19 protein-coding genes are annotated in these 22,789 nt (G+C 64.4%); 11 read left to right on the top strand and 8 right to left on the bottom strand.

Annotation, left to right across the window (positions count from 1 at the left end):
• Positions 1-48: 48 nt before the first annotated feature.
• The 4 genes from ACFSJC_RS04815 to ACFSJC_RS04800 form a co-directional block, all read right to left on the bottom strand.
• Positions 49-990 carry an L-lactate dehydrogenase gene (locus tag ACFSJC_RS04815; RefSeq protein WP_386024020.1) on the bottom strand — a complete coding sequence of 314 codons (942 nt, stop codon included), beginning with the start codon at positions 988-990 and terminating at the stop codon, positions 49-51.
• 206 nt (positions 991-1,196) lie between these two features.
• A complete protein-coding gene (locus tag ACFSJC_RS04810) occupies positions 1,197-1,826 on the bottom strand; it encodes an SPOR domain-containing protein (RefSeq protein ID WP_386024017.1) in 630 nt (209 codons plus the stop codon).
• 3 nt (positions 1,827-1,829) lie between these two features.
• Positions 1,830-3,611 carry an arginine--tRNA ligase gene (gene argS / locus ACFSJC_RS04805; protein WP_386024014.1) on the bottom strand — a complete coding sequence of 594 codons (1,782 nt, stop codon included), beginning with the start codon at positions 3,609-3,611 and terminating at the stop codon, positions 1,830-1,832.
• Positions 3,612-3,784: 173 nt separating this feature from the next.
• Positions 3,785-6,022 carry a primosomal protein N' gene (locus tag ACFSJC_RS04800; RefSeq protein ID WP_386024012.1) on the bottom strand — a complete coding sequence of 746 codons (2,238 nt, stop codon included), beginning with the start codon at positions 6,020-6,022 and terminating at the stop codon, positions 3,785-3,787.
• A gap of 473 nt (positions 6,023-6,495) precedes the next feature.
• Here ACFSJC_RS04800 and ACFSJC_RS04795 point away from each other — a divergent pair, with 473 nt between their 5' ends.
• From ACFSJC_RS04795 to ACFSJC_RS04785, 3 genes are all read left to right on the top strand, one after another.
• Entirely contained in the window at positions 6,496-7,104 is a 609-nt protein-coding gene (locus ACFSJC_RS04795) for an HNH endonuclease (RefSeq protein WP_386024009.1), read from the top strand.
• A complete protein-coding gene (locus ACFSJC_RS04790; RefSeq protein ID WP_386024006.1) occupies positions 7,101-7,976 on the top strand; it encodes a fructosamine kinase family protein in 876 nt (291 codons plus the stop codon). The genes ACFSJC_RS04795 and ACFSJC_RS04790 overlap by 4 nt, the downstream gene beginning before the upstream one ends.
• A 110-nt stretch (positions 7,977-8,086) precedes the next feature.
• Positions 8,087-8,596 (top strand): SixA phosphatase family protein, encoded by a 510-nt coding sequence (locus tag ACFSJC_RS04785; RefSeq protein WP_386024003.1) that lies wholly within the window; start codon positions 8,087-8,089, stop codon positions 8,594-8,596.
• A 39-nt stretch (positions 8,597-8,635) separates the two neighbouring features.
• Here ACFSJC_RS04785 and feoB read toward each other — a convergent pair whose 3' ends face one another.
• The gene (gene feoB / locus ACFSJC_RS04780) at positions 8,636-10,981 is read right to left on the bottom strand and encodes a Fe(2+) transporter permease subunit FeoB (RefSeq protein WP_386024001.1); all 2,346 of its coding nucleotides are present in this window, start codon (positions 10,979-10,981) and stop codon (positions 8,636-8,638) included.
• Between the two features lie 6 nt (positions 10,982-10,987).
• A complete protein-coding gene (locus ACFSJC_RS04775; protein WP_386023998.1) occupies positions 10,988-11,299 on the bottom strand; it encodes a FeoA family protein in 312 nt (103 codons plus the stop codon).
• Positions 11,300-11,631: 332 nt separating this feature from the next.
• Here ACFSJC_RS04775 and ACFSJC_RS04770 point away from each other — a divergent pair, with 332 nt between their 5' ends.
• On the top strand, positions 11,632-12,690 hold the full coding sequence (locus tag ACFSJC_RS04770; RefSeq protein WP_386023995.1) for a GGDEF domain-containing protein: 1,059 nt from the start codon (positions 11,632-11,634) through the stop codon (positions 12,688-12,690).
• A 21-nt stretch (positions 12,691-12,711) separates the two neighbouring features.
• On the opposite strand, the gene ACFSJC_RS04765 is transcribed toward ACFSJC_RS04770, so the two are convergent.
• Positions 12,712-14,763 carry an elongation factor G gene (locus tag ACFSJC_RS04765; protein ID WP_386023992.1) on the bottom strand — a complete coding sequence of 684 codons (2,052 nt, stop codon included), beginning with the start codon at positions 14,761-14,763 and terminating at the stop codon, positions 12,712-12,714.
• A gap of 33 nt (positions 14,764-14,796) precedes the next feature.
• Here ACFSJC_RS04765 and ACFSJC_RS04760 point away from each other — a divergent pair, with 33 nt between their 5' ends.
• Positions 14,797-15,762: a L,D-transpeptidase family protein gene (locus ACFSJC_RS04760; protein WP_386023989.1), complete on the top strand. Its 966-nt coding sequence runs from the start codon at positions 14,797-14,799 to the stop codon at positions 15,760-15,762.
• Here ACFSJC_RS04760 and ACFSJC_RS04755 read toward each other — a convergent pair.
• Positions 15,741-15,938 carry an alanine-zipper protein gene (locus ACFSJC_RS04755; RefSeq protein ID WP_386023987.1) on the bottom strand — a complete coding sequence of 66 codons (198 nt, stop codon included), beginning with the start codon at positions 15,936-15,938 and terminating at the stop codon, positions 15,741-15,743. The two genes, ACFSJC_RS04760 and ACFSJC_RS04755, sit on opposite strands and share 22 nt — an antisense overlap.
• A 673-nt stretch (positions 15,939-16,611) precedes the next feature.
• On the opposite strand from ACFSJC_RS04755, the gene ACFSJC_RS04750 reads away from it, so the two are divergent.
• The 6 genes from ACFSJC_RS04750 to ACFSJC_RS04725 all read left to right on the top strand — a co-directional run bounded on the left by ACFSJC_RS04750 (position 16,612) and on the right by ACFSJC_RS04725 (position 22,785).
• The gene (locus ACFSJC_RS04750; protein ID WP_386023985.1) at positions 16,612-17,193 is read left to right on the top strand and encodes a chorismate--pyruvate lyase family protein; all 582 of its coding nucleotides are present in this window, start codon (positions 16,612-16,614) and stop codon (positions 17,191-17,193) included.
• Positions 17,194-17,253: 60 nt separating this feature from the next.
• Complete coding sequence (locus ACFSJC_RS04745) at positions 17,254-17,940, top strand: RDD family protein (protein ID WP_386023983.1); 687 nt, start codon at positions 17,254-17,256, stop codon at positions 17,938-17,940.
• 6 nt (positions 17,941-17,946) lie between these two features.
• A complete protein-coding gene (locus ACFSJC_RS04740) occupies positions 17,947-18,960 on the top strand; it encodes a stage II sporulation protein M (RefSeq protein ID WP_386023981.1) in 1,014 nt (337 codons plus the stop codon).
• The gene (locus tag ACFSJC_RS04735) at positions 18,950-20,428 is read left to right on the top strand and encodes a hypothetical protein (protein WP_386023978.1); all 1,479 of its coding nucleotides are present in this window, start codon (positions 18,950-18,952) and stop codon (positions 20,426-20,428) included. The genes ACFSJC_RS04740 and ACFSJC_RS04735 overlap by 11 nt, the downstream gene beginning before the upstream one ends.
• Complete coding sequence (locus tag ACFSJC_RS04730) at positions 20,425-21,612, top strand: DUF4350 domain-containing protein (protein ID WP_386023976.1); 1,188 nt, start codon at positions 20,425-20,427, stop codon at positions 21,610-21,612. The genes ACFSJC_RS04735 and ACFSJC_RS04730 overlap by 4 nt, the downstream gene beginning before the upstream one ends.
• Positions 21,613-21,798: 186 nt before the next feature.
• The gene (locus ACFSJC_RS04725) at positions 21,799-22,785 is read left to right on the top strand and encodes an AAA family ATPase (RefSeq protein WP_386023973.1); all 987 of its coding nucleotides are present in this window, start codon (positions 21,799-21,801) and stop codon (positions 22,783-22,785) included.
• Positions 22,786-22,789 lie beyond the last annotated feature (4 nt).

Here is a 22,789-nt window from a genome sequence, read left to right as displayed (position 1 = left end):
GGTAGGTCCTCAACCGCTGGACGGATGGGGAGGCGCTCCGGTATGCGCTCAGAGATCGAGCGAGTGCAGGCAGCGTTTCAAGGTCTCGGCCGATGCAGTCAGTGCTTGCCGCTCCGTGTCGTTCAGCGGAATGGGGACCCGTCCCCCGGCGCCTCGGAGTCCGACGGCGACCGGGATGCTCAGGCAGACGTCCTCGATACCATATTCGCCGGCAAGCCGTACGCTGATGGGGAGCACGCTGTTCTGGTCTTCCTGGATGGTGCGTACCAGATGGGCGAGCACCAGCCCGATGGCCCAGTTGGTGTAGCCCTTGCGCGCGATGATTTCCTCGGCCGCGCGGCGCACCTGGGTCAGGATTTGGTCCATCTGGGCCGGATCGTAGGGCTTGCCGAGGATGCTGTTGCCGCAGATCGGCGTGCCGCCGATGTTGGCATGGCTCCAGACGGCGATCTCGGAATCCCCGTGCTCGCCTAGGATGAGGGCATGGACCGAGCGCGGATCCACCATGTAGTGCTCGGCCAATAGGGTGCGCAACCGGGTGGTGTCGAGCATGGTTCCTGTGCCGATGACCTGTTCGTGAGGGCGCTTGGAGAGCGTCTGCATCACATAGGTGAGCACGTCCACCGGGTTGGAGGCGATGATCAGGATGGCCTCGGGGGCGTGACGGTCGAGCTGTTCGGCGATCTGGCGGAAGACCGCCGCGTTGCGGTTGAGCAGCGAGAGTCGGTCCTCGCCGGGCCGTTGTCCGACGCCGGCCGTGACGATCACGATCTGGGCCTGGGCCAGATCGGCGTAATCTCCTGCTCGTACCCGGCGCCGACCGACATAGCCCTGGGCGTGCATCAGATCCATCGCCTCTCCCTCGGCCCGGTTCCGATCCAGGTCGACGAGGATCAGCTCGTTGGCGATGCGCTGCTGAAAGAGGGCGTTGGCCGCCGCCATTCCCACCTGTCCGGCACCAATGATTCCGATGGTATGTTGATACAGCATGCTGTCTGCTCCTCTCGTCTGTCCTTCGTCATTACCCGCCGAGTCGAGTGGCCTGTTCCGGCGCATCATGCGGTCGCGACGCGTCGTGCTTCGTTTCGGTCGGTTCCTCCATGAATCGTTCGCAAAAATACGAATGGCCCAGCCGCTGTGCTGGGCCATCAGGTTTTTCGCGGACGCGGCGCGATGCCCCGTCCGTCCGGCGTGCCCTATTTGATCGGGAACACCATGCTGTCCTTGCCGTGCTTTCTCAGGATGGCGCGGATCTTCTCGGTTTCCTGTTTGCTGGCGTAGGCGCCGGTGCGCACGCGGTGCGTGACCCGGCCTGTCGACAGGGTCGCCGTCTGGATGTTGGTGGAGATGCCCAGCAGCGCCAGTTCGGCCTTGAGTCGCTCGGCATCGGCCTGGCGTCCGAACGAACCGATCTGGACCACATAGGTTCCGCTGCGTGGTGTCACCGTTTCGGCTGGCGGTGTGGGGGTGGGGGCCGCCATTTGCGGCTTGGCCGCAGGCTTTTCGACGGGTTTCTCCGGTTCCGCTCGCGGCTGTGGGCGTGGCGCGGGTGGCGGAGGTGGTGTGTTGTCGCCGATGTCGACCTGAGTATCGGACAGGATCTCCTGGAACCTGAAGTTCGGCGCGACGTGCGGCTTCTCCGTCTCGGCCGCCGGCTTGGCGGCCGTTTCGGGGGAGCCGCTGGTGTCGCTGTGCCGCGAGCTCAGGATGTTGGTGGCCAGGACACCGAGCGCGGTGCCCATCAGGAACCACCAGACGCAGGAACGGTTTTGCTTGCGCTTCTGGCTCGTTCGAATCGGAGTGCTCTGCCGGTAATCCCTGGGCATAGGTTACATGCTCTCTGGTGACGAGACGCCGATCAACCCTAGGCCGTTGCGCAACACCTGCCGCACGGCCAGGATCAGCTTGATACGGGCATCGCGTAGGACGCCGTCTTCCACCAGGAACTGGTGGGCGTTGTAATAGGTGTGGAAATCGTTCGCCAACTCGCGCAGATACTGGGTGAGCTGGTGCGGTTCGGCCTTGAGCGCGGCCGACTCCACGACCTCCGGATAGCGGATGAGGGTGCGCAGCAAGGTCTCCTCGTGCGCCTCGGTCAGTCGCTCCAGGTTGGTCGTGCCTGGGCTCGGATCGACCACCAGTCCCTTTTCGGCCGCCTGGCGCAGCACGCTGCAGACGCGCGCGTGGGCGTACTGGACGTAATAGACCGGGTTGTCCGAGGACTCGGATTTGGCCAAGTCGAGGTCGAAGTCCAGATGCTGCTCGCAGCGGCGCATCACATAGAAGAAGCGAGCGGCGTCGCGTCCGACCTCCTGGCGCAGCTCGCGCAGGGTGACGAACTCGCCGGAGCGGGTCGACATCTGCGCCTTCTCGCCGCCACGGTAGAGGATGGCGAACTGGACCAGCAGTACCTCCAGCCGGTCGGCGTCGCTGTCGAGCGCCTGCAGCGCGGCCTTCACGCGCGGGATGTAGCCGTGATGGTCGGCGCCCCAGATGTCGATGACGCGGTCGAATCCACGCTCCATCTTATCCATGTGGTAGGCGATGTCGGAGGCGAAATAGGTGGTCTGGCCGTTGTCGCGCACCACCACGCGGTCCTTCTCGTCGCCGAACGCGGTCGAGCGGAACCAGAGCGCGCCATTCTGTTCGTAGACGTGATCGCTCGCGCGCAGTCGCTCGATCGCCCGGTTGACCGCACCGCTCTCGGTCAGCGAGCGCTCCGAATACCATTCCTGATAGTCGACCCCGAACTCCGACAGGTCGGCCCGGATGTCGTCGAGGATGGTGTTGAGCCCCAGTTCGAAGACATAGCGGTAGCGGTTGTCGCCCAGCAGACGCTTGGCAGCGGCGATGAGGCCGTCGATATGGGCCTCCTTGTCGCCGGTCGCGTTCTCCGGTTCGCCGTCGATCGGCGCGTCGGCCGGGAGGTCGGCGAAGACCTGGTCGGCGTCCACACGGTAGGCGTCGCCGTGCTCGCGGTGCAGGGTGGCGGCGATGTCCCAGACGTAGTCGCCCTTGTAGCCGTTGCTCGGGAAGCGCAGCTCCTCGCCGCACAGCTCCAGATAGCGCAACCAGACCGAGGTGCCCAGGATATCCATCTGGCGGCCGGCGTCGTTGACGTAGTACTCGCGATGGACGTCGAAACCGACCGCAGCGAGCAGGTCGGCCACCACCGCGCCGTAGGCCGCGCCGCGTCCGTGTCCGACGTGCAGCGGACCGGTCGGATTGGCCGAGACGAATTCCACCTGCACGCGCTTGCCGGCACCGACCTGGCTCAGTCCGTATGCCTGTCCGGTCGTGAGGATCTGCGGTACGACCGAGCGATAGGCGCCTTCGGCGAGGAAGAAGTTGATGAATCCGGGGCCCGCGATTTCGACCTTGTCGATCAGCGGGGAGGCGGGCAATGCCTCGATCAGTCGCTGCGCCAGATCGCGCGGCTTGGTACGGGCGAGCTTCGCGAGCACCATCGCCAGATTGGTGGCGAAATCGCCGTGACTGGCGTCCTTGGTGCGTTCCAACTGAGGCTCGGGCAACTCTTGAAGATCGAGCTGACCCTGGTCGACGAGGGTCTGGAGCGCGGCGACGATGAGATGTTTGATGTCTTGCTTCATGCAGATTGACGATTTGGTCTTGGCACACGGTCGAGCACGCGTCGCAGCCGCTTGGATGGCTGGGTCGGGCCCAGAACTGGTCCGCAATGGGATGAATCGGGATGCTTCGGTACCTGATCGCGGCGACCGAAGTGGTTGTGATCACAGGCCATTAGAATACCTGAATCCATCGACTAGAGCATGTCCTGCGGGTCCACGTCCAGCGACCAACGTAGCCCCTTGGGAGGACGGAGCGCATGCAGGGCCTGGTTCCAGCGGGCGAGGAAACGTTGGAGCGCCGGTCGCTCGCTCGACAGCACTATGAGCTGGCTGCGGTAGCGGTTGGCGCGGCGCTCCATCGGGGCGAGTGCCGGACCGAGCAGATGGACCCCGCTCGGATCCAATCCTTCGGCCAGTGCGCGCGCCTCGCGCAGGAAGGCCGTCGGCTGGTCCGCGCGCGGGGATTCCGCGCGCATCAGAACCAGGTGTGCGAAGGGTGGGAGTTCGGCGGCCTGCCGCTCGGCCAGGGCTGCGGCGGCGAACCCGGAATAGCCGTCGCGCAGCAGCGACTGGAGCAGCGGGTGCTCGGGGTGTCGCGTCTGGAGTACCACCCGACCGGGTCGTTCGGCCCGTCCGGCGCGGCCTGCGACCTGAACGATGAGTTGCGCCGTGCGTTCGGGGGCGCGGAAGTCGCTGGCATAGAGCGACTGATCGAGATCCAGGATGCCGACGAGCGTGACCTGTGGGAAATCGTGTCCCTTGGCGAGCATCTGGGTCCCGAGCAGGATCTGGATCTCGCCGCGCCGGATCGACTCCAGAACGCGGTCCAGCTCGCCCCGGCGCCGCGTGCTGTCGCGATCGATGCGGGCGATGCGAGCCTCGGGAAAGAGCGGACGCAGTTCATCCTCCAGCCGTTCGGTGCCGCGTCCGATCATGCGCAGATCCTCGCCGTTGCAGCTTGGGCAACGTTCCGGCAGTCGGTTCGACCAGCCGCAATGATGGCACCAGAGCCGCCGTTGACCGAGATGCAGGGTCAGGCGCGCGTCGCAGTGCGGGCATTCGCCGACCCAGCCGCATTGGTGGCAGGTATAGAGCGGTGCATAGCCGCGCCGATTGAGGAACAGCAAGATCTGATTGCCGGCGTCCAGTTCCGACTGCATGGCTGCGCGCAGCACGTGCGAGAGGCCGGCCTGGAGCGGCTGGGCGCGGATATCCAGCAGCGAGATCGTCGGCGCCTGCGCGCCGCCTGCGCGCTGCGGCAGTCTCAGCCAGCCATAGCGTCCGGATGTGGCGTTCTGAAGGCTCTCCAATGAGGGCGTGGCCGAACCCAGCACCACCGGGCAGCCGACCAGCTGGGCACGTCGCACCGCCAGATCGCGGCCCGAGTAACGGAATCCGTCCTGCTGTTTCAGCGAGGCGTCATGCTCCTCGTCCACTAGGATGAGTCCCAAACGCGGGATGGGCACGAAGATCGCCGAGCGCGTCCCGAGGATGAGAGTCGCCTCTCCGCGTGCGGCTCGGTGCCAGTTGAGCTCGCGCTCGTTCGCGTTCAGGGCGGAGTGGAGCACTGCGATGGGGCCGGTAATGCGCTGTCGGAAACGGTCGCGCAGCTGCGGCGTCAGGCCGATCTCGGGCACGAGCACCAACGCCTGCTGTCCGGTTGCGACCAGGGTCTGGATGAGTCGGATATAGACCTCGGTCTTACCGCTTCCGGTGACGCCTTGAAGCAGGAAGGGACGGAAGGCGCCGAACGCCTCGCCGATCGTCTCGACGGACCTGTGCTGATCCGCGTTCAGCTCGGGACCGTCCGGGCTGAGATCCACGGCGGCTGGTGCCGTCGCCTTCAGTCGGCAGCGCTCGATCAGATCCTTGCGCTCGAGCGCGCGAATGGCGGCTGCGCAATCGCCGAGCCGAGCGGAGAGATCCGACAGTGGCAGTCCGTTGGGGCACTCGCGGGCCGTCTCCAATAAGACACGCTGTTTGGGTGCGCGGGCCAGTGTCGTCAGGTCTAGACTCAGCCCTTGCGCTGTCGCCCGGATCCCCGGGACCGCTTCCTCCAAGATCGGGCTGGGTTGGCGCAGTCGGGCGGGTAGGGCGGTGAAGAGTGCGGTGCCGAGCGGCTGCTGATAGTAGGCTGCCGCCCATTGGATGAGGGCGAGATCCTTTTCGCCGAAGAGGGGTCCTGCATCCAGGGCTTTCTCGATCGGCTTGAGCCGTGCCGGGTCCTCCTGGGTCGCATCGACGATCTCGACCAGGATTCCGACCCGCAGGCTCCGCCCGAAGGGCACCAGGAGTCGTTGTCCCGGGGTCGGCCGGGCGGTTGGATCCGAGGGGGGGAGATAGTCGAAGAGTCCGAGCAGAGGGGCCGCGATGGCGACGCGCAAGACGACCGTGGTGGCGTCATCGGAAGGGCGTTCGAGGTGTACGCTCACGTCGTCGCTGTGTCTCCATTCAAGGGCCGTGTTGGTCCTCCGTTGGTGCCAGAGAGGGGCGTCTGCCAGTTCCGGCGAGCGAGAAGGATCTTCATTTGTTCACAATGCCTGTGGATAAGTCTGGGGATAGCCTTTCGTGGGCGCTCCCAAGTTGGCGTCAGTCAAGCGCTCCTGCGGTTCTGGTAAAAGATTAACCAGCTTCCGTTTGGTAACTGAAAATCAATTGGTTGCGTGATATTCCCGGCTCGGGTGGAGCGGCTGGCTTGACAGGCTCGGAATTCAACCGGGACCCTTCAGAGGGTGTGAATGATCAAGTGGTTAACCCCATTTAGAGGCTGTTCGATTCTCGATCTCATCAGAGGTTCTGGGTCTGCTTCCAGGAGCAGGATCCTCTTCCGATCATCCAACGAGCATCGTTTGCGCAGGTGCTGCAAGCGTGTATGATGCTCGCAAATTCCGAGCCGCTTCCGACTATGTTGCCATTGAACCAACAGGTACTGCGAACGGATTTGGCCGGTATGCCACTCGAATGGGTGGACTACCGGACCGCCGCCCGACTCTATTTTCTCGGTCAGGTCGCCTACTCGTGCGGTGACCCTCTATTTCTGTTGCGTGGCGGCATCAATGCCGCGACCCAAACGCAAAGCCGGCTTCGGATTCACTCCATCATCGCCACGGTCGGCCTCCATCGCTCGCTGAATAAACTGCAGAGCGACGACTATGTCCCCCCGCTCTCCAATCGCACCCTGTTTCAGCGCGACGATCACATGTGCATGTACTGCGGTCAGCGGTTCTCGCCGCGTCTGCTGTCGCGCGATCATGTCCGCCCCTCCAGCAAGGGGGGCGAGGATCACTGGAACAATCTGGTCACCGCCTGCATTCGCTGTAACAACTACAAGGCCGGCCGCTCTCCCGAGGACGCTGGAATGGAGTTGCTGGCGGTTCCTTTCACGCCGACGCATGCCGAGTACGTCTATCTGATGGGTCGCAACGTGCTGGCCGATCAGATGGAATTCCTGCGTGCCCATTTTCCTCGCTACAGCCCACTGTTGCGCCGGCTCGGACGCGAGATTCATCCATGAGTCGATGGGGTGGGATCGCCGACGCGATCGGCGATGCGACTGGCGAGTCGTTTCGGGTCGAGCGCGAACAACCGGTCGGTGGCGGCTGCATCAATCGGGCGGCCGTGCTCGGCGATGGTCGTCGCAGCTATTTCGTCAAGCTGAACTCGACCGACCGCGCCGAGATGTTCGCGGCCGAATTCGAGGGGTTGACCGCGCTGGCCTCGGCCGAGGCCATTCGGGTTCCCCGTCCGATCTGTACCGGCGTTGCCGACGGTCAGTCCTTCCTGGTCATGGAGCGGTTGGATCTCGGCGGGAGGCTGGATGGCGCGCTCGCTGGCGAACGGCTGGCGGCCATGCATCGCTCCAGCGCTGAGACCTTCGGCTGGCACCGGGACAACACCATCGGCTCCACCCCGCAGACCAATCGCCGGGAGCGCGACTGGGTGTCCTTCTGGCGCGAGCAGCGTCTCGGTCATCAGCTGAAACTCGCCGCCGCCAACGGACACGGCGGCGATTTGCAGCACGACGGCGAGCGCCTGATGGCGGATCTCGGCCTGCTGATCGGGCACGATCCCGTGCCCTCGCTGCTGCACGGGGACCTGTGGGGCGGGAACATCGGCAGTACCCCCGACCGGCAGCCGGTAATCTTCGATCCGGCCGTTTATTACGGAGATCGCGAGGCGGATCTGGCGATGACCGAGCTGTTCGGCGGCTTCGGTTCGGAGTTCTATGCGGCCTACCGTGCCGCCTGGCCACTGGACCCGGGCTATGGGGTTCGCCGCCTGCTCTACAACCTCTACCACGTCCTCAATCACCTGAATCTTTTTGGCGGCGGCTATCTCAGCCAGTCGCGCCAGATGATTTCACGCCTATTGGCCGAGATTCGCTAAGGGAATTGCGTCGCGCGGTTACGCCAAAATGACGGATGTGTTAAAAACCGCCATTGTTGTCATTGGCAGGTTGTCGACCCAGATTGATCTACGCCGATCCCTTCTTTTCCATGTCTCGAGAACTCCTGCTGCTCCGTCACGCCAAGTCCGATTGGGACTCTGGCGCCTCGACCGATTTCGATCGTCCGCTCGCCAAACGCGGCAAGAACGATGCACCCAAGGTGGGGGCCTGGCTCTATCGCGAGGGATTGGTGCCCGACCATGTCGTCAGCTCGCCGGCCGAGCGGGCCCGCCAGACTGCGACCAAGGTATGCAAGTGCCTGGACTTCAAGAAGAAGCGCATCGTTTGGGATAGTGCCATCTACGAGGCGGGACTGCCCGAGCTGCTGGAGGTGCTGTCACGGGTTCCGCCCGAGGCCGCAACCGTGCTCCTGATCGGCCATAACCCCGGACTCGAAGCGTTGCTGAGACATCTCGTCGCGGACGATTACGAGCCGCCAGACGATGGCAAGCTCCTGCCCACCGCCGCCGTCGCCCGGCTCGAAATGCCGGACGATTGGGGGCAGCTCGATTCCGGGAGTGCACAGCTCTTGTCCTTGACTCGACCGCGCGCCCTCTAGAGGCGCCCCGGTTTCCGTTCTCCAGGCGTCGATCGCCCTTCAGCCAGCGTCGGCCTTGCGAGCGCCGATGGCCCAGAACCGCAGCCCGACGAGCACCCCGACCAGCAGTGTCAGTCCCCCTCCGATCCAGAGTCCGGCGCCCAGCGGGTCGCGCTCGAAGGTCGCCGTTTGGTAGAAGATGCTGGCCGCGAGGAAGGCGACCCCGGTGGTCCAGGCCCCGACGAAGAGCGCCCAGCGCACGCCGGCCTCGCGGACGATGGCCCCGATGGTCGCCGCGCAGGGGAAGTAGAGCAGCACGAACAGCAGATAGGCGAATGCGCCGGCCTGTCCGTCGAAGCGTTCGGTCATGGCGTTGAAGGTTTCGCTGCCGACGCCCTGTTCCTCTGCGGCCAGTCCTTGATCGCTCAGATCGCCGACGTCGAGTCCGAGCGGGTCGAGCAGGCGCGCGCCCAGCGCCGAGAGGTTTTCTTGGATCGAGGAGGCCGCGCGTCCCAGATCGCGCCACAGATCGAATGGCTCCTGCGTCTCGGTCGGATGCTCTTCCTCGGCCAGGCGCCCGTAGAGCGAATCCAATGTTCCGACGATGACCTCCTTGGCGAGAACGCCGGAGAAGATCCCAAGCACGGCCGGCCAATTGTCCTCGCGGATGCCCATGGGGGCGAACACCGGCGTCGCGGTGCGGCTGATGGCGGCCAGGACGGACTGGTCGCTTTCATGGTTGCCCATCGTGCCGTCGCTGCCGATGGTGGCGAGCACGTTGAGGATGAGCACCATCACCACGATGACCTTGCCCGCTTCGCGCAGGAAGAGCCTGACCCGGTCCCAGGTGCGCAGCAGCACGCCCTTGACGGTCGGCAGGTGATAGGGCGGCAGCTCCATCAGCAGGCCCGAGCTGTCGCCCTTGAGCAGGGTGTGCTTCATCGCCAGTCCCGACAGGACGGCGACGGCGATGCCGGTCAGATAGAGCACGAAGACCAGATTCTGCCCCGAATGCGGGAAAAAGGCCGCCGCGAACAGTGCGTAGACCGGGAGTCTGGCTCCGCAGGACATGAAGGGATTCATGAGGATGGTCAGCTTGCGTTCGCGTTCGCTTTCGAGCGTGCGGGTCGCCATTACCGCCGGGACGTTGCAGCCGAAGCCCACGATCAGGGGCACGAACGCCTTGCCCGGCAACCCGATCGAGCGCATGAAGCGGTCCATGACGAAGGCCGCGCGCGCCATGTAGCCCGAGTCCTCCAGGATCGAGAGCACGATGTAGAGGCTGGCGATGATGGGGATGAAGGTTCCGACCACCTGCAGACCGCCGCCGATGCCCTCGGCCAGCACCAGGGACAGCCAGTCGGGTGCGTTCAGGTCGTCAAGCAGCGCTCCGAGTCCGTCGACGAACAGGGCCCGGCCGGCGAGATCGAAAAAGTCGATGAAGGCGCCCCCGATGTTCATGGTGAACATGAACATGAGATAGATCATCAGCAGGAACAGCGGGATGCCGAAGATGCGATTGAGAACGACCCGATCGATGCGGTCCGATAGGGTGCGCTCAACCCGGTGGCTCTCGCGCATGACCCGTTGCGCCAGAGCGTGTGCATGGCCGAAGCGGGTATCGGCGATGTGGAGGTCCGCGTCCTCTCCAGTGCGCACGGTGATCTGATGACGCAACTGCTCAGCGCGTTCCAGTATCTCGGGGGCGACCGATTGTTCGGCCGAAAGGTCCGATTCGAGGAGCTTGAGCGCCAGCCAGCGGCTGTTGGCCCGATCGGCGATCTCGCTCAGACTCGGTGCGAGCTCCGCGATCGCCTCCTCGACGAATTCGCTCTGACCCAGCGGCAGTCCGGCCGGTTCGCGCCCCTCGGCGACGGCGAGTAGACGTGCCTGGAGCTCGGTCAGGCCCTCCTTGGCAACCGCCACCACGGGGACGACGGGACAGCCGATCGCCTGCGCGAGCTGAGCGATGTCGATCCGCACGCCGCGCTTACGCGCGACGTCCATCATGTTGAGGGCGACGATGACCGGAACGCCCATCTCCAACAGTTGGACGGACAGGTAGAGATTGCGCTCCAGGTTGTTCGCATCCAGGACGTTGACGATGAGGTCGGCCTCGCGGCTGAGGAGGTAATCCCGCGTGACCACCTCGTCGAGCGAGCTGGCATCGAGCGAATAGATGCCAGGCAGGTCGATGACCTTGATTCGGCGCCCATCCAGCTCCATGGCGCCTTCCTTGCGCTCGACCGTGACGCCCGGCCAGTTCCCGGTGGTCTGGCGGATGCCGGTCAGGGCATTGAAGAGCGCGGATTTGCCGCAATTCGGATTGCCGGCCAGTGCGACGGTCAGTGGGCGTGGTGGCTGTGCCGAGACGGCGGCAGTGTGTGGATTGTTAGGCGCTGTCATCGTTTCTCACCGCCCCATGCTGGACCGCGCGGGGTCGGTCGCCGTTTCGGCATCCGGGCCTGGGTCCTCCTCCGCGAGATCGCATAGGGTGACCCAGAGCTTGTCGGCGATTCCGGAACCGACCGCGATGCGCACCTCGCCGGTCGCCAGTACCAGGCCTTGACCGCGGCGCTGTACCACGCTCAACCGGCTGCCTTGTCGCAGGCCCAGTGATAGAAGGCGGCGCATCAGATGGCGTCCGCCCTGGATTTCGGCCAGACGTGCCGGCGTGCTTTGCGGAAGATCGGACAATCGAATGAGTTCGGCGGACTGGGGCATGGGTCGGTACTGCTGATGATGGGCGGGCGAGTGACATTGTCGATGGTGGAAGCATACCCGAATGGAGGGGCTTCCACAGACGCGCGGATACGGGATTCTTGGGCGGCTGAAGCCTGTTTAGACTCGGATTCCATATTGGGACCGATCCAGGAACGATGCAATCGCTCGGCCAGTTCCCGACGGCTGCTGGGAGCTTCGGTCCGGCGTGATGGTGTCCAAACACCCGTATCGTCGGCTCGTTCATGGAATATGATGGCGGTCGCCGAGGCGACGAATCGACCGACGACTAGATGATGAGTCCCGCTTCGGGGCGCGATCAAGAGTGACCTTTCATGGCTGGCAAGAGAATCGAGTTTCGGGAGGATTTGCGCACGTCCTCGGACTATCTGCGGATGGCCATCCCTTTGATGGTGCAGCGCCAGATTCCGCCGACGCCCTACAACTATGCGCTCTGGTATGTGCATGTCCAGAACGCGAACCCCGATCTGAGCAAGGTGTTGCTCGAACAGTTTCCGAGTGCCGGCTGCTACGACCCAGAAAAAAGCGAGTCGCTCTTTTTCGAGCACATCATCAAGGACTATCTGCCGAACAGTCCGGACGTCCAGCATCTGCTCGTCGGTATGCTTGCGCAGTTGGCGCAGTCGGTCTCGAAAAGCGCCGAAGGCGCGCGCGACTACGGCACTACGCTGAAGGATGCGATGGAGGTCCTCGACCTATCGATCGACGAGGAACAGATCCAGGACGTCCTCGGTCGGTTGCTCGCCGAGACGGTCGAGCTGGAGAAACGCAACAAGGCGTTCCAGGAACAGCTCGCATCGGCCAGTCTTGAGGTCGAGAGACTCCGCAGCGAATTGGAGGAGAGTCAGCAGAGCGCGCGTGTCGATCCGCTCACCAAGATCGCCAATCGGCGCGCCTTCAACGATGCCATACTCCAGTCGCTGAGCCTGCCTGGCGCACCGACCTCGCTGCTGTTGCTGGACCTGGATCACTTCAAGCGTTGCAACGATACCTATGGTCATCCGATGGGCGATCGGATCCTCCAAATGTTTGGCAGTCTGCTCAAGGGGTTCGAGAGCGATACGCTGTTTGTCGCGCGCTACGGTGGCGAGGAGTTCGTCGTCATCGTCAACGAGGGTATCAGCGCCGCCCGCGCGATCGCCGAAGACATTCGGCACAAAGCTGCAGGCGTGCGCATCAGGCGCAAGAACAGTCAGGAGGTGATCAGTGCCGTCACGGTCTCGATCGGCGTCGTTCAGGCCTGGTCGGGCGAGAGCGTGGAGAGTCTGATCGAGCGCGCGGACCAGGCGCTCTATCGTGCCAAGGACCTGGGGCGCAACCGGGTCGTGGTGAACGAGGACCGAGCGGGTTCGCCGGCACCGGGCGGGAGTTGATCTCCGCCGAGTGGAACGGGCTCAGCAGAGATCGAAGCGATCGAACTGCATGCTGAACTGTCCCCGGCCCTGGGTCATGCTGCGCAGGCGGGTGCTGTATCCGAGCAACGGTTCGAGCGCGACCTCGGCCTGGATGGTCACCTGATCGCCGAATGCCGCCGTGTCCTGGATGAGCGCGTGGCGAGCCTGCAGGTCACCTAGCACGGTCCCGAGGCTCGTCGCCGGAACCACCGCCTCCAGACGCATGATGGGATGTATGTGGGCTGGCGACGCCGACTCGAAGGCCTTGCGCAAGGCCTTCGAGGTTGCGGCCACGAGGGCCTCGGGAGTCGATCCGGGTCCAAAGAGTTCGACCTCGGTCACCTGAATCGCCACATCCATGACCTGAGTGCCATTGATCGGACCCGATGCGAGCGCGCCTTGGATGCCGTCTTGGATCGCTTGGACCTGCGCCTCGTTCAGTGACGCCCCCTCCGGCAGGACCCTCGGGGCGAGCTGGATCTCGCAGCCGCTGCCGCGCGGGCGCGGCGTCAGGGCGACCGCGACGCGGGCCATGAGATCCGGTTGGCGCACGTCCGGGCGCGGCGGCGGGGCGAAGAGCGCATCGGCGCTGGCGGTGCGACGGATGGTCTCGCGCACGGCGACCGCCGGACGACCGGCTCTCACCTGGATGCCGAACTCGCGCTCGATGCGTTCCAGCACGATCTGCAGGTGCAGCTCGCCCATCCCGCGCAGCAGCCGCTGTCCCGTCTCCGGATCCTCCTCGACCAAAAGCGTCGGATCCTCCTGCTCGATCTTGCCCAGCACCTCCAGCAGGCGCTCCTCGTCCGTTGCGGTGGCGGGCTCGATCGCCAGGCCCAGGACAGGCGCCTGCAGTGCGATGCGCTCCAGCATCAACAGATGCCCGGGCGCGCAGAGTGTGTCGCCGGTCGTTGCCCAGCGCAGCCCGGCGAGCAGGACGATCTGACCGGCCTCGGCCCGATCCAGCTTGGTCTTTTTGCCGGCGTCGATCTCGAACAGCCGGGCGACCTGCTCACGTCGAATTCGGCCGTCGCTTGAGCGGAATTCCAGCGCGTCTCCCGGGTTGAGGGTTCCTCGGTAGAGTCGGACGAAGACGTGACGCCGTCCGTCCCACAGTTGGACCTTGAATGCCAGCGCGGCGAGCGGTCCCTGTGGGTCCATCTCGACCGACTCCTGCTCTCCGTCGGGGCCCTCGGCGGACGCGGGCGGTCGGTCGAGTGGTGCGGGAAGACAATCGATGATGCCGTCCAGCAATGGCTGGACGCCCATGTTGCGTAGCGCGCTTCCGCCATAGCAGGGGCAGAGCAGTCCGTCCAGGGTGCCACGGCGCAGCGCCGCGCGGATGGCCTCGGGTGTGGGTTCCATCCCCGATAGAACCGCCTCGGCCAGGGTCTCGTCGGCCTCCGCCGCAGCGAGTAGAAGCGCCTCCCGTAATTCGGCGCAGCGCTCCCACAAGTCTGGTGGACAGGGTTCGGTGACGACCTCCTCGCCCTGTTCGCCGGTGAAACGAATCAGCGTTCGGTCGATCAGATGAATGACAGCGCCGCCGTCCGGCAGCGGTACGGTGACGGGCGCCGGCTCGGCACCGAGACGTTGCTTGACGGCGGCGAGACTTCGGTCAAAATCCGCGCCCGGTCGATCCATCTTATTGACGAAGAAAAGGGTCGGAAGCTTGAAGTGCGAGCGTTGCCGCCACACCGTTTCTGTCTGTGGCTCGACCCCGCGCACCCCGTCGAGAACGATGACGCAACCGTCCAGCACGCGCATCGCGCGCTCGACCTCGATCGTGAAATCGACGTGTCCTGGGGTATCGATCAGCTGGATCTGGTGGTCGCGCCAAGGGGCCTTGGTGACGGCGGCGGTGATGGTGATACCGTGCTGCTGCTCCTCGGCCATGTAGTCCATGTGGGCCGCTCCGTCATGCACCTCGCCGATTTTGTAAGAGGCGCCGGTGTAATAAAGGATGCGTTCGGTAAGCGTCGTTTTACCCGCATCCACGTGAGCGGCGATCCCGATATTGCGGACGTGCGAGAATCGGGCCGGTTTTTTCATCGCGTTTTACTTCGCTTAGGAGCAAGAGGGGTTATGAGAGCTGTTGTTCATGGCAAACGCAATCGGGCGTGGCTTGTGCCGGCGATGTGCGTATCGCTGCTTGGTTGGGGGGGCAGTACCGGCGCCCAGGCCGAAACCTTCCGGCTCGAGAATCCGAACGACTCGGTCGTCGGGGTTCCTTTCTATTTCAAGGCGCGCAATAAGGATACGCTGCTCGACATCGCTCGCCAGAACAACCTGGGCTTCGATGACATGCGCCAGGCGAATCCCAGCGTCGATATTTGGGTCCCCGGCGATGGAACCGAGGTGATGGTTCCGAGCTTCTTCGTGTTGCCGAACGTGCCGCGTGAAGGGATCGTGATCAATCGGGCCGAGAAGCGCCTCTATTACTATCCGCCCGAGGATCCCAGCGAGGTGCGCATCTACACCATCAGCGTCGGCAAGGACGCTATGGGAACCCCGCTCGGCAACTTCAAGGTCATCCAAAAGCGCAAAGATCCGACCTGGACTCCGGGACCCAACGTGCGTGCCATGCATGCCGCGCGCGGCGATATCCTGCCTGCCCAGGTTCCGCCTGGACCGGACAATCCGCTCGGCCGTTATGCCATGCGTCTGAGCAATCCCGATTACCTGATCCATGGAACCAGTATGCCATGGGGTCTCGGTATGGAGGTGAGCGGAGGCTGTATCCGCATGTACCCCGAGGGGGTCGAGGAACTGTTCGGGCTGGTGGACCTTGATACGCCCGTGGCTATCATCGATCAGCCCTACAAGATCGGTTGGCGCGGCAACGACCTCTATCTGGAGGTCCAGACTGGCGAGAAGAGTGTGACGCAGAGTGCCAGAAACGTCATCCCTGAATCGGTGGCGAATGCCGAGGGCGTCGTAATCGACTGGGGTGCGGTCGAGCGGGCGGTGAAGGAGGACTCCGGTGTCCCACAGGTCGTGGGACACCGGAGTGGATCAGGCAGTGGGTCTTACTTGCCCATGATCTTCTGATACATGCGGTCCAGACGCTCGGTGTTGGCGTTGCAGCAGGACTGGGCGCTGTTTGCGGTGTCCAGGGCCTGCTGAGCCATGTCGCGGGCGGTTTGGTCGGTGGTGCAGCCACCGAACATGGAAGCGGTCAGAATAGCGGCAGCAGAAAGGGATGCGAACTTCAGTGTTTTGCTCATCGGCTTAAATCTCCTGGTCTTTGGCCGTTAGGCCATCAATGTATAACACAGTATGCGGATTATTTCCGAACCTCACGCGCACCAATGCCGCCAGCTCTGGCGATTCGCCATGGTCCAAGTTCGTACGGGAGCCTGTGCTCATGCGGACGTACTCCGACTCATGCGAGAGGAGCGGCCCTGGGGTTGGGGTCGGTACAAAGATTGGGGCAAATTCGATTCAACATCAAGCCCACAGATGGGCTCAAAATCAGATTTTTTACCACGGTTTGCGTTCGGGCAGCATTCGACGATTTATCGCTCCCATGCGAAACATCAAGTCTTTTTAAGGCTATCTATATAATTCATATTCTTACAAGATAATTTTGTTCCTTTGTCGCATCTCTGGAAAAGAGATGATCAGCCGGTCGATCCGCGCCGTCGCCCCTTCCTTCGAGGTGGGCGAAGGGGTGGAGGACAAGAATCGATGCCTCGAACCAACAAGTTGCAAAATCACCAAGCCCGCTTGGGTCGTCGGGGTATTCCTCCCTGCAACTCACTGTTCGACCCGCGTTTTCGAGCACGAATCGAGTGCGATTGTCCGGCTGTTGTTCTGCGACGCTATCCGTCTTTTCGTCACCCGAGTCCATATCCTTACCGGCTGGATCGAGGTCGTGAGGGAATCTAGGAGTTTTCGATGCATCGTTACTACGGACGCGTCGCTCAGGCGCCGTCTCAATTGCCCTTTCGCTGCAGCGGTTTCTCGCAGGATGCAGTGATCACATCGGTTTCTGGGGATTCCGTCCCCTTGAGCGACCTACCTGCCTTTCTGCGCGCCCTTCTGGTCACCGATGGCACCGTGACCAAGACCCTGGAGGCCTATTTCTGGGAGTCGATCGCTGTGGATACTCTGGAACAGCGGTTCGAGGTGGCCAGCGAGCCGGTGCCATGGATTCAGGTTCAGACGGGCGATCTCTGTCTGGTGCGCGATGCCAGGCTGCGCGGTACCCGTACCGATCGCAACTATGTCGAGGCCTTTTCGCTCATCCGTATCGACCTCATCCCGCCGGGCTTTCGGCAACGGCTGATCGACCGCGAAATCGGCATCGGGGTCCTGATTCGCGACAGCGGTCTGGAGAGCTATCGGGAGGTTCTGGATATCGGGCTGGACCGAACGGCCGAGGGCGTGGCGGCGGTCTTTCGCACCTACCGCATCATCATCGACGGACGACCGGTGATCCTGATCACGGAATACTTTCCGTTGACCCTCTATCGTTGATCCTTCATCTTCAGCGAGCACCCCGCGCCGCCCGTCCTTCATCGATCGAGTCAGGCTCCCATGTCGCCACCTCTGGATACCATTCGCTTCAACGAAACCCCGGAGGGCGTGGATCTGGGATTGCGGGTCGCGGGTCCCGTCCCGAGGGCGCTCGCGTTCCTGTTGGACGCGGTCGTTCGCGGTGCGCTCTACCTGGCCCTGACGCTGCTCATGGCCTTCGCAGGGGTCGGACTCGGTCTCATGCTGCTCGGTTTTTTCCTGCTCGAATGGTTCTATCCGGTCCTGTTCGAGATCACCAAGGGGGCCACGCCAGGCAAGTCGGCGATGGGATTGACGGTCGTCCATGACGATGGAACCCCGGTTGCCCTGCCGGCCTCGATGATCCGCAATCTGCTGCGTGTCCTGGACTTCATGCCGGTCCTCTATGGCGTGGGACTCGTCTCCTGTCTCGTCGACCGCGATTTCAGACGTCTCGGCGATCTGGCCGCAGGTACCTTGGTGGTGCATCGGGAGCGCCGTCGGCAGGTCGCTGGGATTCCGCAGATCGCCTCCCGTCCGCCGCCTCCCGGTTTGGATTTGGCGACTCAGCAGGCGATCCTCTCCTTCGTCGAGCGCGGTCCGCGTCTATCGACGGCCAGACGCGTCGAGCTGGCCGAGATCCTGACGGCGGATACTGGCCCTCGGGGTCCGGCAGCGGTCGATCAGGTGAATGGTTGGGCCAGTTGGCTGGCGCGCGGACAGGGCTGATCGACGATGAGACAGCAGCCCTTCGAGTCCGAGAACCAGGCCGAATGGGATGACTACCGCGCGCTCATCTCACGGCTCGACGCGCCAGGAAAGAGGGGCGACGCGCCCGATCGGGTGTCGCTCGACGCCTTTCCCAGGCTCTTTCGACGTCTCTCCAGCCACTATGCCTTGGCGCGTCGGCGCGGTTACAGTCCGGGGCTGATCGAGGAGCTGCACGATCTGGTGCGACGCGGCCACGGTCATCTCTACCGGCGCAGAACGCGCTACCTCACCGCCGCGCTCGGATTCATGGCCTATGACTTTCCTCGAACCTTGCGTCGTCATGCCGCACTCTTCTGGCTTGCGGCGGCGCTCCTTTTCCTGCCCATGCTGGCGATGGGGCTGCAGGCCTACCAGGACGCGGAGATCATTCTCTCCCTGATGGACGCGGATCAGGTCGCCGAGATCGAGACCCTGTACGACCCGGACAACCGCAAACCGGGCCGTGCCCAAGAGCGCCAGGCGGACACGGATTTCGCCATGTTCGGTTTCTATATCCTCAACAACGTCGGCATCGGCTTTCGCAACTTCGCCGGGGGGCTGATGTTCGGTTTGGGCAGCGCCTTCGTGCTGCTCTTCAATGGGCTGCATATCGGCGCGGCGGCAGGACATCTCACCCGACTGGACTATGGCGGCACCTTCTGGCCCTTCGTCAGCGGTCATGGTCCTTACGAGCTGACGGCGATCGCCATCTCCGGTGCGTCCGGATTGCTGCTCGGAAAGGCGCTGCTGGCGCCCGGCAATCGCCCCCGGCTCGTCGCGCTTCGGCGCAACGCGGTCGATGCCATCCGGCTGGTCGGGGGCGCGGGGCTCATGCTGCTGCTGGCAGCCGTGGTCGAGGCATTCTGGTCATCCGGTCCGGCGCCCTCGGTCGTCAAGTACGCGGTCGGTGCGGCGGGCTGGATTCTGGTGGCGCTCTATCTGACCCTGGCCGGTCGTGGACGTCCGCGCATGGAGGCCGAATCGGGCGATGGAGATTGATCGGATCCAGGTCGCCTTGCGTCCGCGCAGTTCCTGGGAGGGGTTGGATCTGGGATTCGCGCTCGCGCGGGGCTGGTTCTGGCCGCTGTGGGGGCTCTGGTGCGCCGGAGCGCTGCCCGTCGCAATCATCCTGTTGCCGCTGACCGGATTTCGTCCGGATATCTGGCTGCTGGCTGTCTGGTGGCTCAAGCCACTCTACGAGGCGCCGCTACTGGCCTGGTCGAGTCGCGCGCTCTTCGGTCGCGTTCCAGCTCGCGCCGAGCTTCCCGGTCTGCTGCGAACCGGATGGGGGCGACGGATCCTGCCGTTTCTGCTCTGGCGGCGGCTCGGTCCCAGGCGCTCGTTCGTCATGCCCGTGTCTCTGCTCGAAGGGCTCGGAGGACGCGACGGGCGCCAGCGTCGACGGCTACTCAACGAGGGCGGGGCGACCCCGAGTTGGCTGACGCTCGTCTCCTATCATTTCGAGATCGTCCTCTGGGCTGCGGCGTTGCTGGGGCTCTTCTTTCTGGTGCCGTCCGAGTTGCCGCGCATCGATCTTCAATCGGCGGTGCTGGACGCGGAGACATGGGCCTACTGGATCAGCGCACTGGCCTACGTTCTGGTGTTCTCCTGCATCGCGCCCTTTTACGTGTGTGCCGGTTTCATGCTCTATCTGAATCGGCGTACCGAGCTGGAGGCTTGGGACCTGGAGTTGGCCTTTCGCAAGGCGGCCGAGCCCACATCCCGTTGGTCCGCCTCGGCGCGAGTCGCACCGGTCCTGTTGCTCGTTCTGGCCTTGGGCGCGGGTCTGCCGACCGGTTCGGCGGAGGCGGCCGCCACGTCGGACCCGGAGCGTGCGCGACAGCACATCCAAGAGATCCTCGACATGCCTGACTTCGGTCGGGCGCGCGAGATGTGGGTCTGGGTTCCGATCGAGCGAGCCGAGCAGGGTGCCGAGCCCGCCGAGGCGCTCCCGGATTGGATCGCCGCGATCGCGGTTCGCGTCGGTGGCATCCTCAAGTGGGGGCTCATGGTCTTGGCGCTCCTGGGGCTGGCCCTGCTTGCGCGGCGCGTTTTGCGCGACTGGCGCCGCCCGTCTCTTCGGCCGCCAAATCCAGGGCCGGAGCCCGTGGGCATCTTCGAATCGATCCCTGAAGGGATGTCCCTGGATGCGATCCCGGACCAGGTTCGTGCCCATCTGGCCCAGGGCGATGCGCGTGGCGCGCTCGGGCTCTTGTACCGTGCGGCACTGCTGCATCTCGTCCACCGAGGGCTCGGCATCCCGGACGGTGCGACCGAACTCGAATGTCTGGCGCTGGCCCGGAAGCGATTCTCCGCGACCGAGCTCGGCCCCCTGCCGCACCTGGTGCGTGAGTGGCGGGGGCTCGCCTATGCCCATGTCGTGCCCGATCCCGGAACGATCGAATCCTTGCTGACCGATTGGTGTCGCTGGAGGCAGTCCAGATCCACCGAGGAGGTGGCGGTATGAGCTCAGAGCGACGCCTTGTCTCGCTGGTCCTCTATGGATTGCTGTTCGTGCTCGGCGTTGGAGGCGTGGTCTGGTTTTTCGACAACTTCGAGCGCCGCGCCATCCAGGTTCCGGTCGGCTATTCCGCCGAAGCGCGCCGCAATCCCTGGCTGGCGCTTGAGCGTTATCTGAGTCGGAGCGGGACCCAGGTCGAGAGCCTGACCGGACGCGCCCCGTTGGGCGATCTACCGCCCACGACCGACACCCTCGTCGTCAGAGGTCTCGGTCCGCTGAACGCGTCGCGACGCGACGCGCTGCGGCACTGGATGGAGGAGGGTGGCCATCTGATCGTCGAGGCCAGACGGCTGTGGGACGAGGATGCGCGTCCCCGCGACGACCTGCTGGCCGATCTCGGAATCCGGCTCCAGATCGAGTCCGACGAGAAACGGCTTCAAGAGGGTTCGGAGGCGTCCGCATTCGAGATTCCGGCACCGGATCTACCCAGGCCGCTCATGGTGGCCTTCGATCCCCGTTACCATCTGGCTGCGGAGGGCGAGGCGTCCGGCGATCTGATGCTGGGCGGTCGGCTGCGTCTGGTCGAGCGCGCGGTCGGGGCCGGCCGGCTGACCGTGCTTAGCGATGGCGGTTTCATGACCAACGCCGAGATCGGCCATCATGATCACGCCTTCTTCGCGGCGCGGCTCGTCGCTTCCAGTTCCGGCAGCAAGGTCTGGTTGCTCTACGACAGCGCGGTTCCCTGGCTCGGCGAGCTCGTCTGGTCGGCCGCGCCCCAAGCGGTGATCTCGGCCGGTACGCTGATTCTGGTGTGGCTCTGGTCGCTCGGCGTTCGCTTGGGGCCGTTGCGGAACGAATCGCGAGCGCGCCAGCGCGATCTGCTCGAACACCTGGATGCGAGTGGCGATTTCCTCTGGCGCCAGGGCCGTGCCGCCCAACTGGTCGAGACGGGCCGGCGCCGGGTCCTTGCCGCCTGGGTGAGACGTTACCCGCATCTGGAGCGCTCAGATCGGAACGCTCAGGCCGATGCCATCGCCGAGTCCACCGGCTGGCCGGCGGAGCGGGTGAGCCGTGCCCTGTTCACCCGTGCCGAGGATGCCGCCGGATTCGTCGAGCAGGCCAGGTTGCTCCAATCGCTCTGGCGCCGGGCCGGACCCGGCCGCAGCCGGCCGTCGAGCCACCGGCGATGAGGGCGGAACGAGCTGTCAGAGACCAGCCTCCAGCTACCAGCTTGATGTAGGTGCGAATTTATTCGTACCTGCGAACATCGGGACGCTGTTGTCGGACGACTGCTCAAGGCGAAAATCTTCGCAAAACAACGGCTGGAAGCTGGTCGTTGGCGGCTGACTGCTTATCGATGACTTTTGGAGAATTGGATGAATCGAACCGAGATCGCGTCACCCCAGGAGGTGGAACGTGCCGCCGATCGGCTTGCGCGGCTGGAGGCGTCGGTGGCACTGGCGCTCGTCGGTCAGCGTCGGGTGGTGCGCGAGTCGATCGTCGCCCTGGCCGCCGCCGGGCATGTGCTGCTCGAAGGCGTGCCCGGGGTCGGCAAGACGCTGCTGGTGCGCGCCCTGGCCGCCGCGCTCGGTGGACGCTTCTCGCGCATCCAGTTCACGCCCGACCTGATGCCGAGCGATGTCACGGGTCACGCCATGTTCGACCTGAAAAGCGAGGAGTTTCGGATTCGGCGTGGTCCTCTCTTTTGCAACCTGCTCTTGGGCGACGAGATCAACCGCGCGCCCGCCAAGACCCAGTCGGCCATGCTGGAGGCGATGCAGGAGCAGCAGGTCACCATCGAGGGCAAGGCGCTGCCGTTGCCCTCGCCCTTCCTGGTCTTCGCCACCCAGAACCCGATCGAGCAGGAGGGCACCTATCCATTGCCCCAGGCCCAACTCGACCGCTTCCTGCTCAAGGCGTTCATCGACTATCCGGAGGCCGAGGATGAATTGGAGCTGGTCCGCGCAGCCACCCAGGGCAAGGTCGGCGATCGGCTGGATACCTCGCAGGTCGAACAGGTCTGCGGCCCCGAGGATCTGCTCGATCTGCAGCGGGTCGCGGCCCGGTTGCGGATGGACGAGAGTCTGCTCGACTATGCCGTGCGGCTGGTTCGCGCCGCGCGCGATTGGCAGGGCATCGAGACCGGGCCCGGACCGCGCGCCAGCGTCGCGCTGGTTCGCGCCGCCCGGGGGCATGCGCTCCTGGCCGGAAACGGCTTCGTCACTCCGGACGACGTCAAGGCGATGGCCCCTTCGGTGCTGCGTCATCGGCTCAAGCTGACCGCCGATCTGGAGATCGAGGGCTATCGCCCGGACGAGGTGCTGGCCGACCTCGTCGCCGGGGTTCCTGCACCGCGCGTCTGAGACG

Source organism: Thiorhodococcus fuscus (genome assembly GCF_042682685.1).
Taxonomy (GTDB): domain Bacteria; phylum Pseudomonadota; class Gammaproteobacteria; order Chromatiales; family Chromatiaceae; genus Imhoffiella; species Imhoffiella fuscus.
The sequence above is the reverse complement of the archived record's forward strand: the minus strand, read 5'-3'. Positions and strand labels throughout refer to the sequence as shown.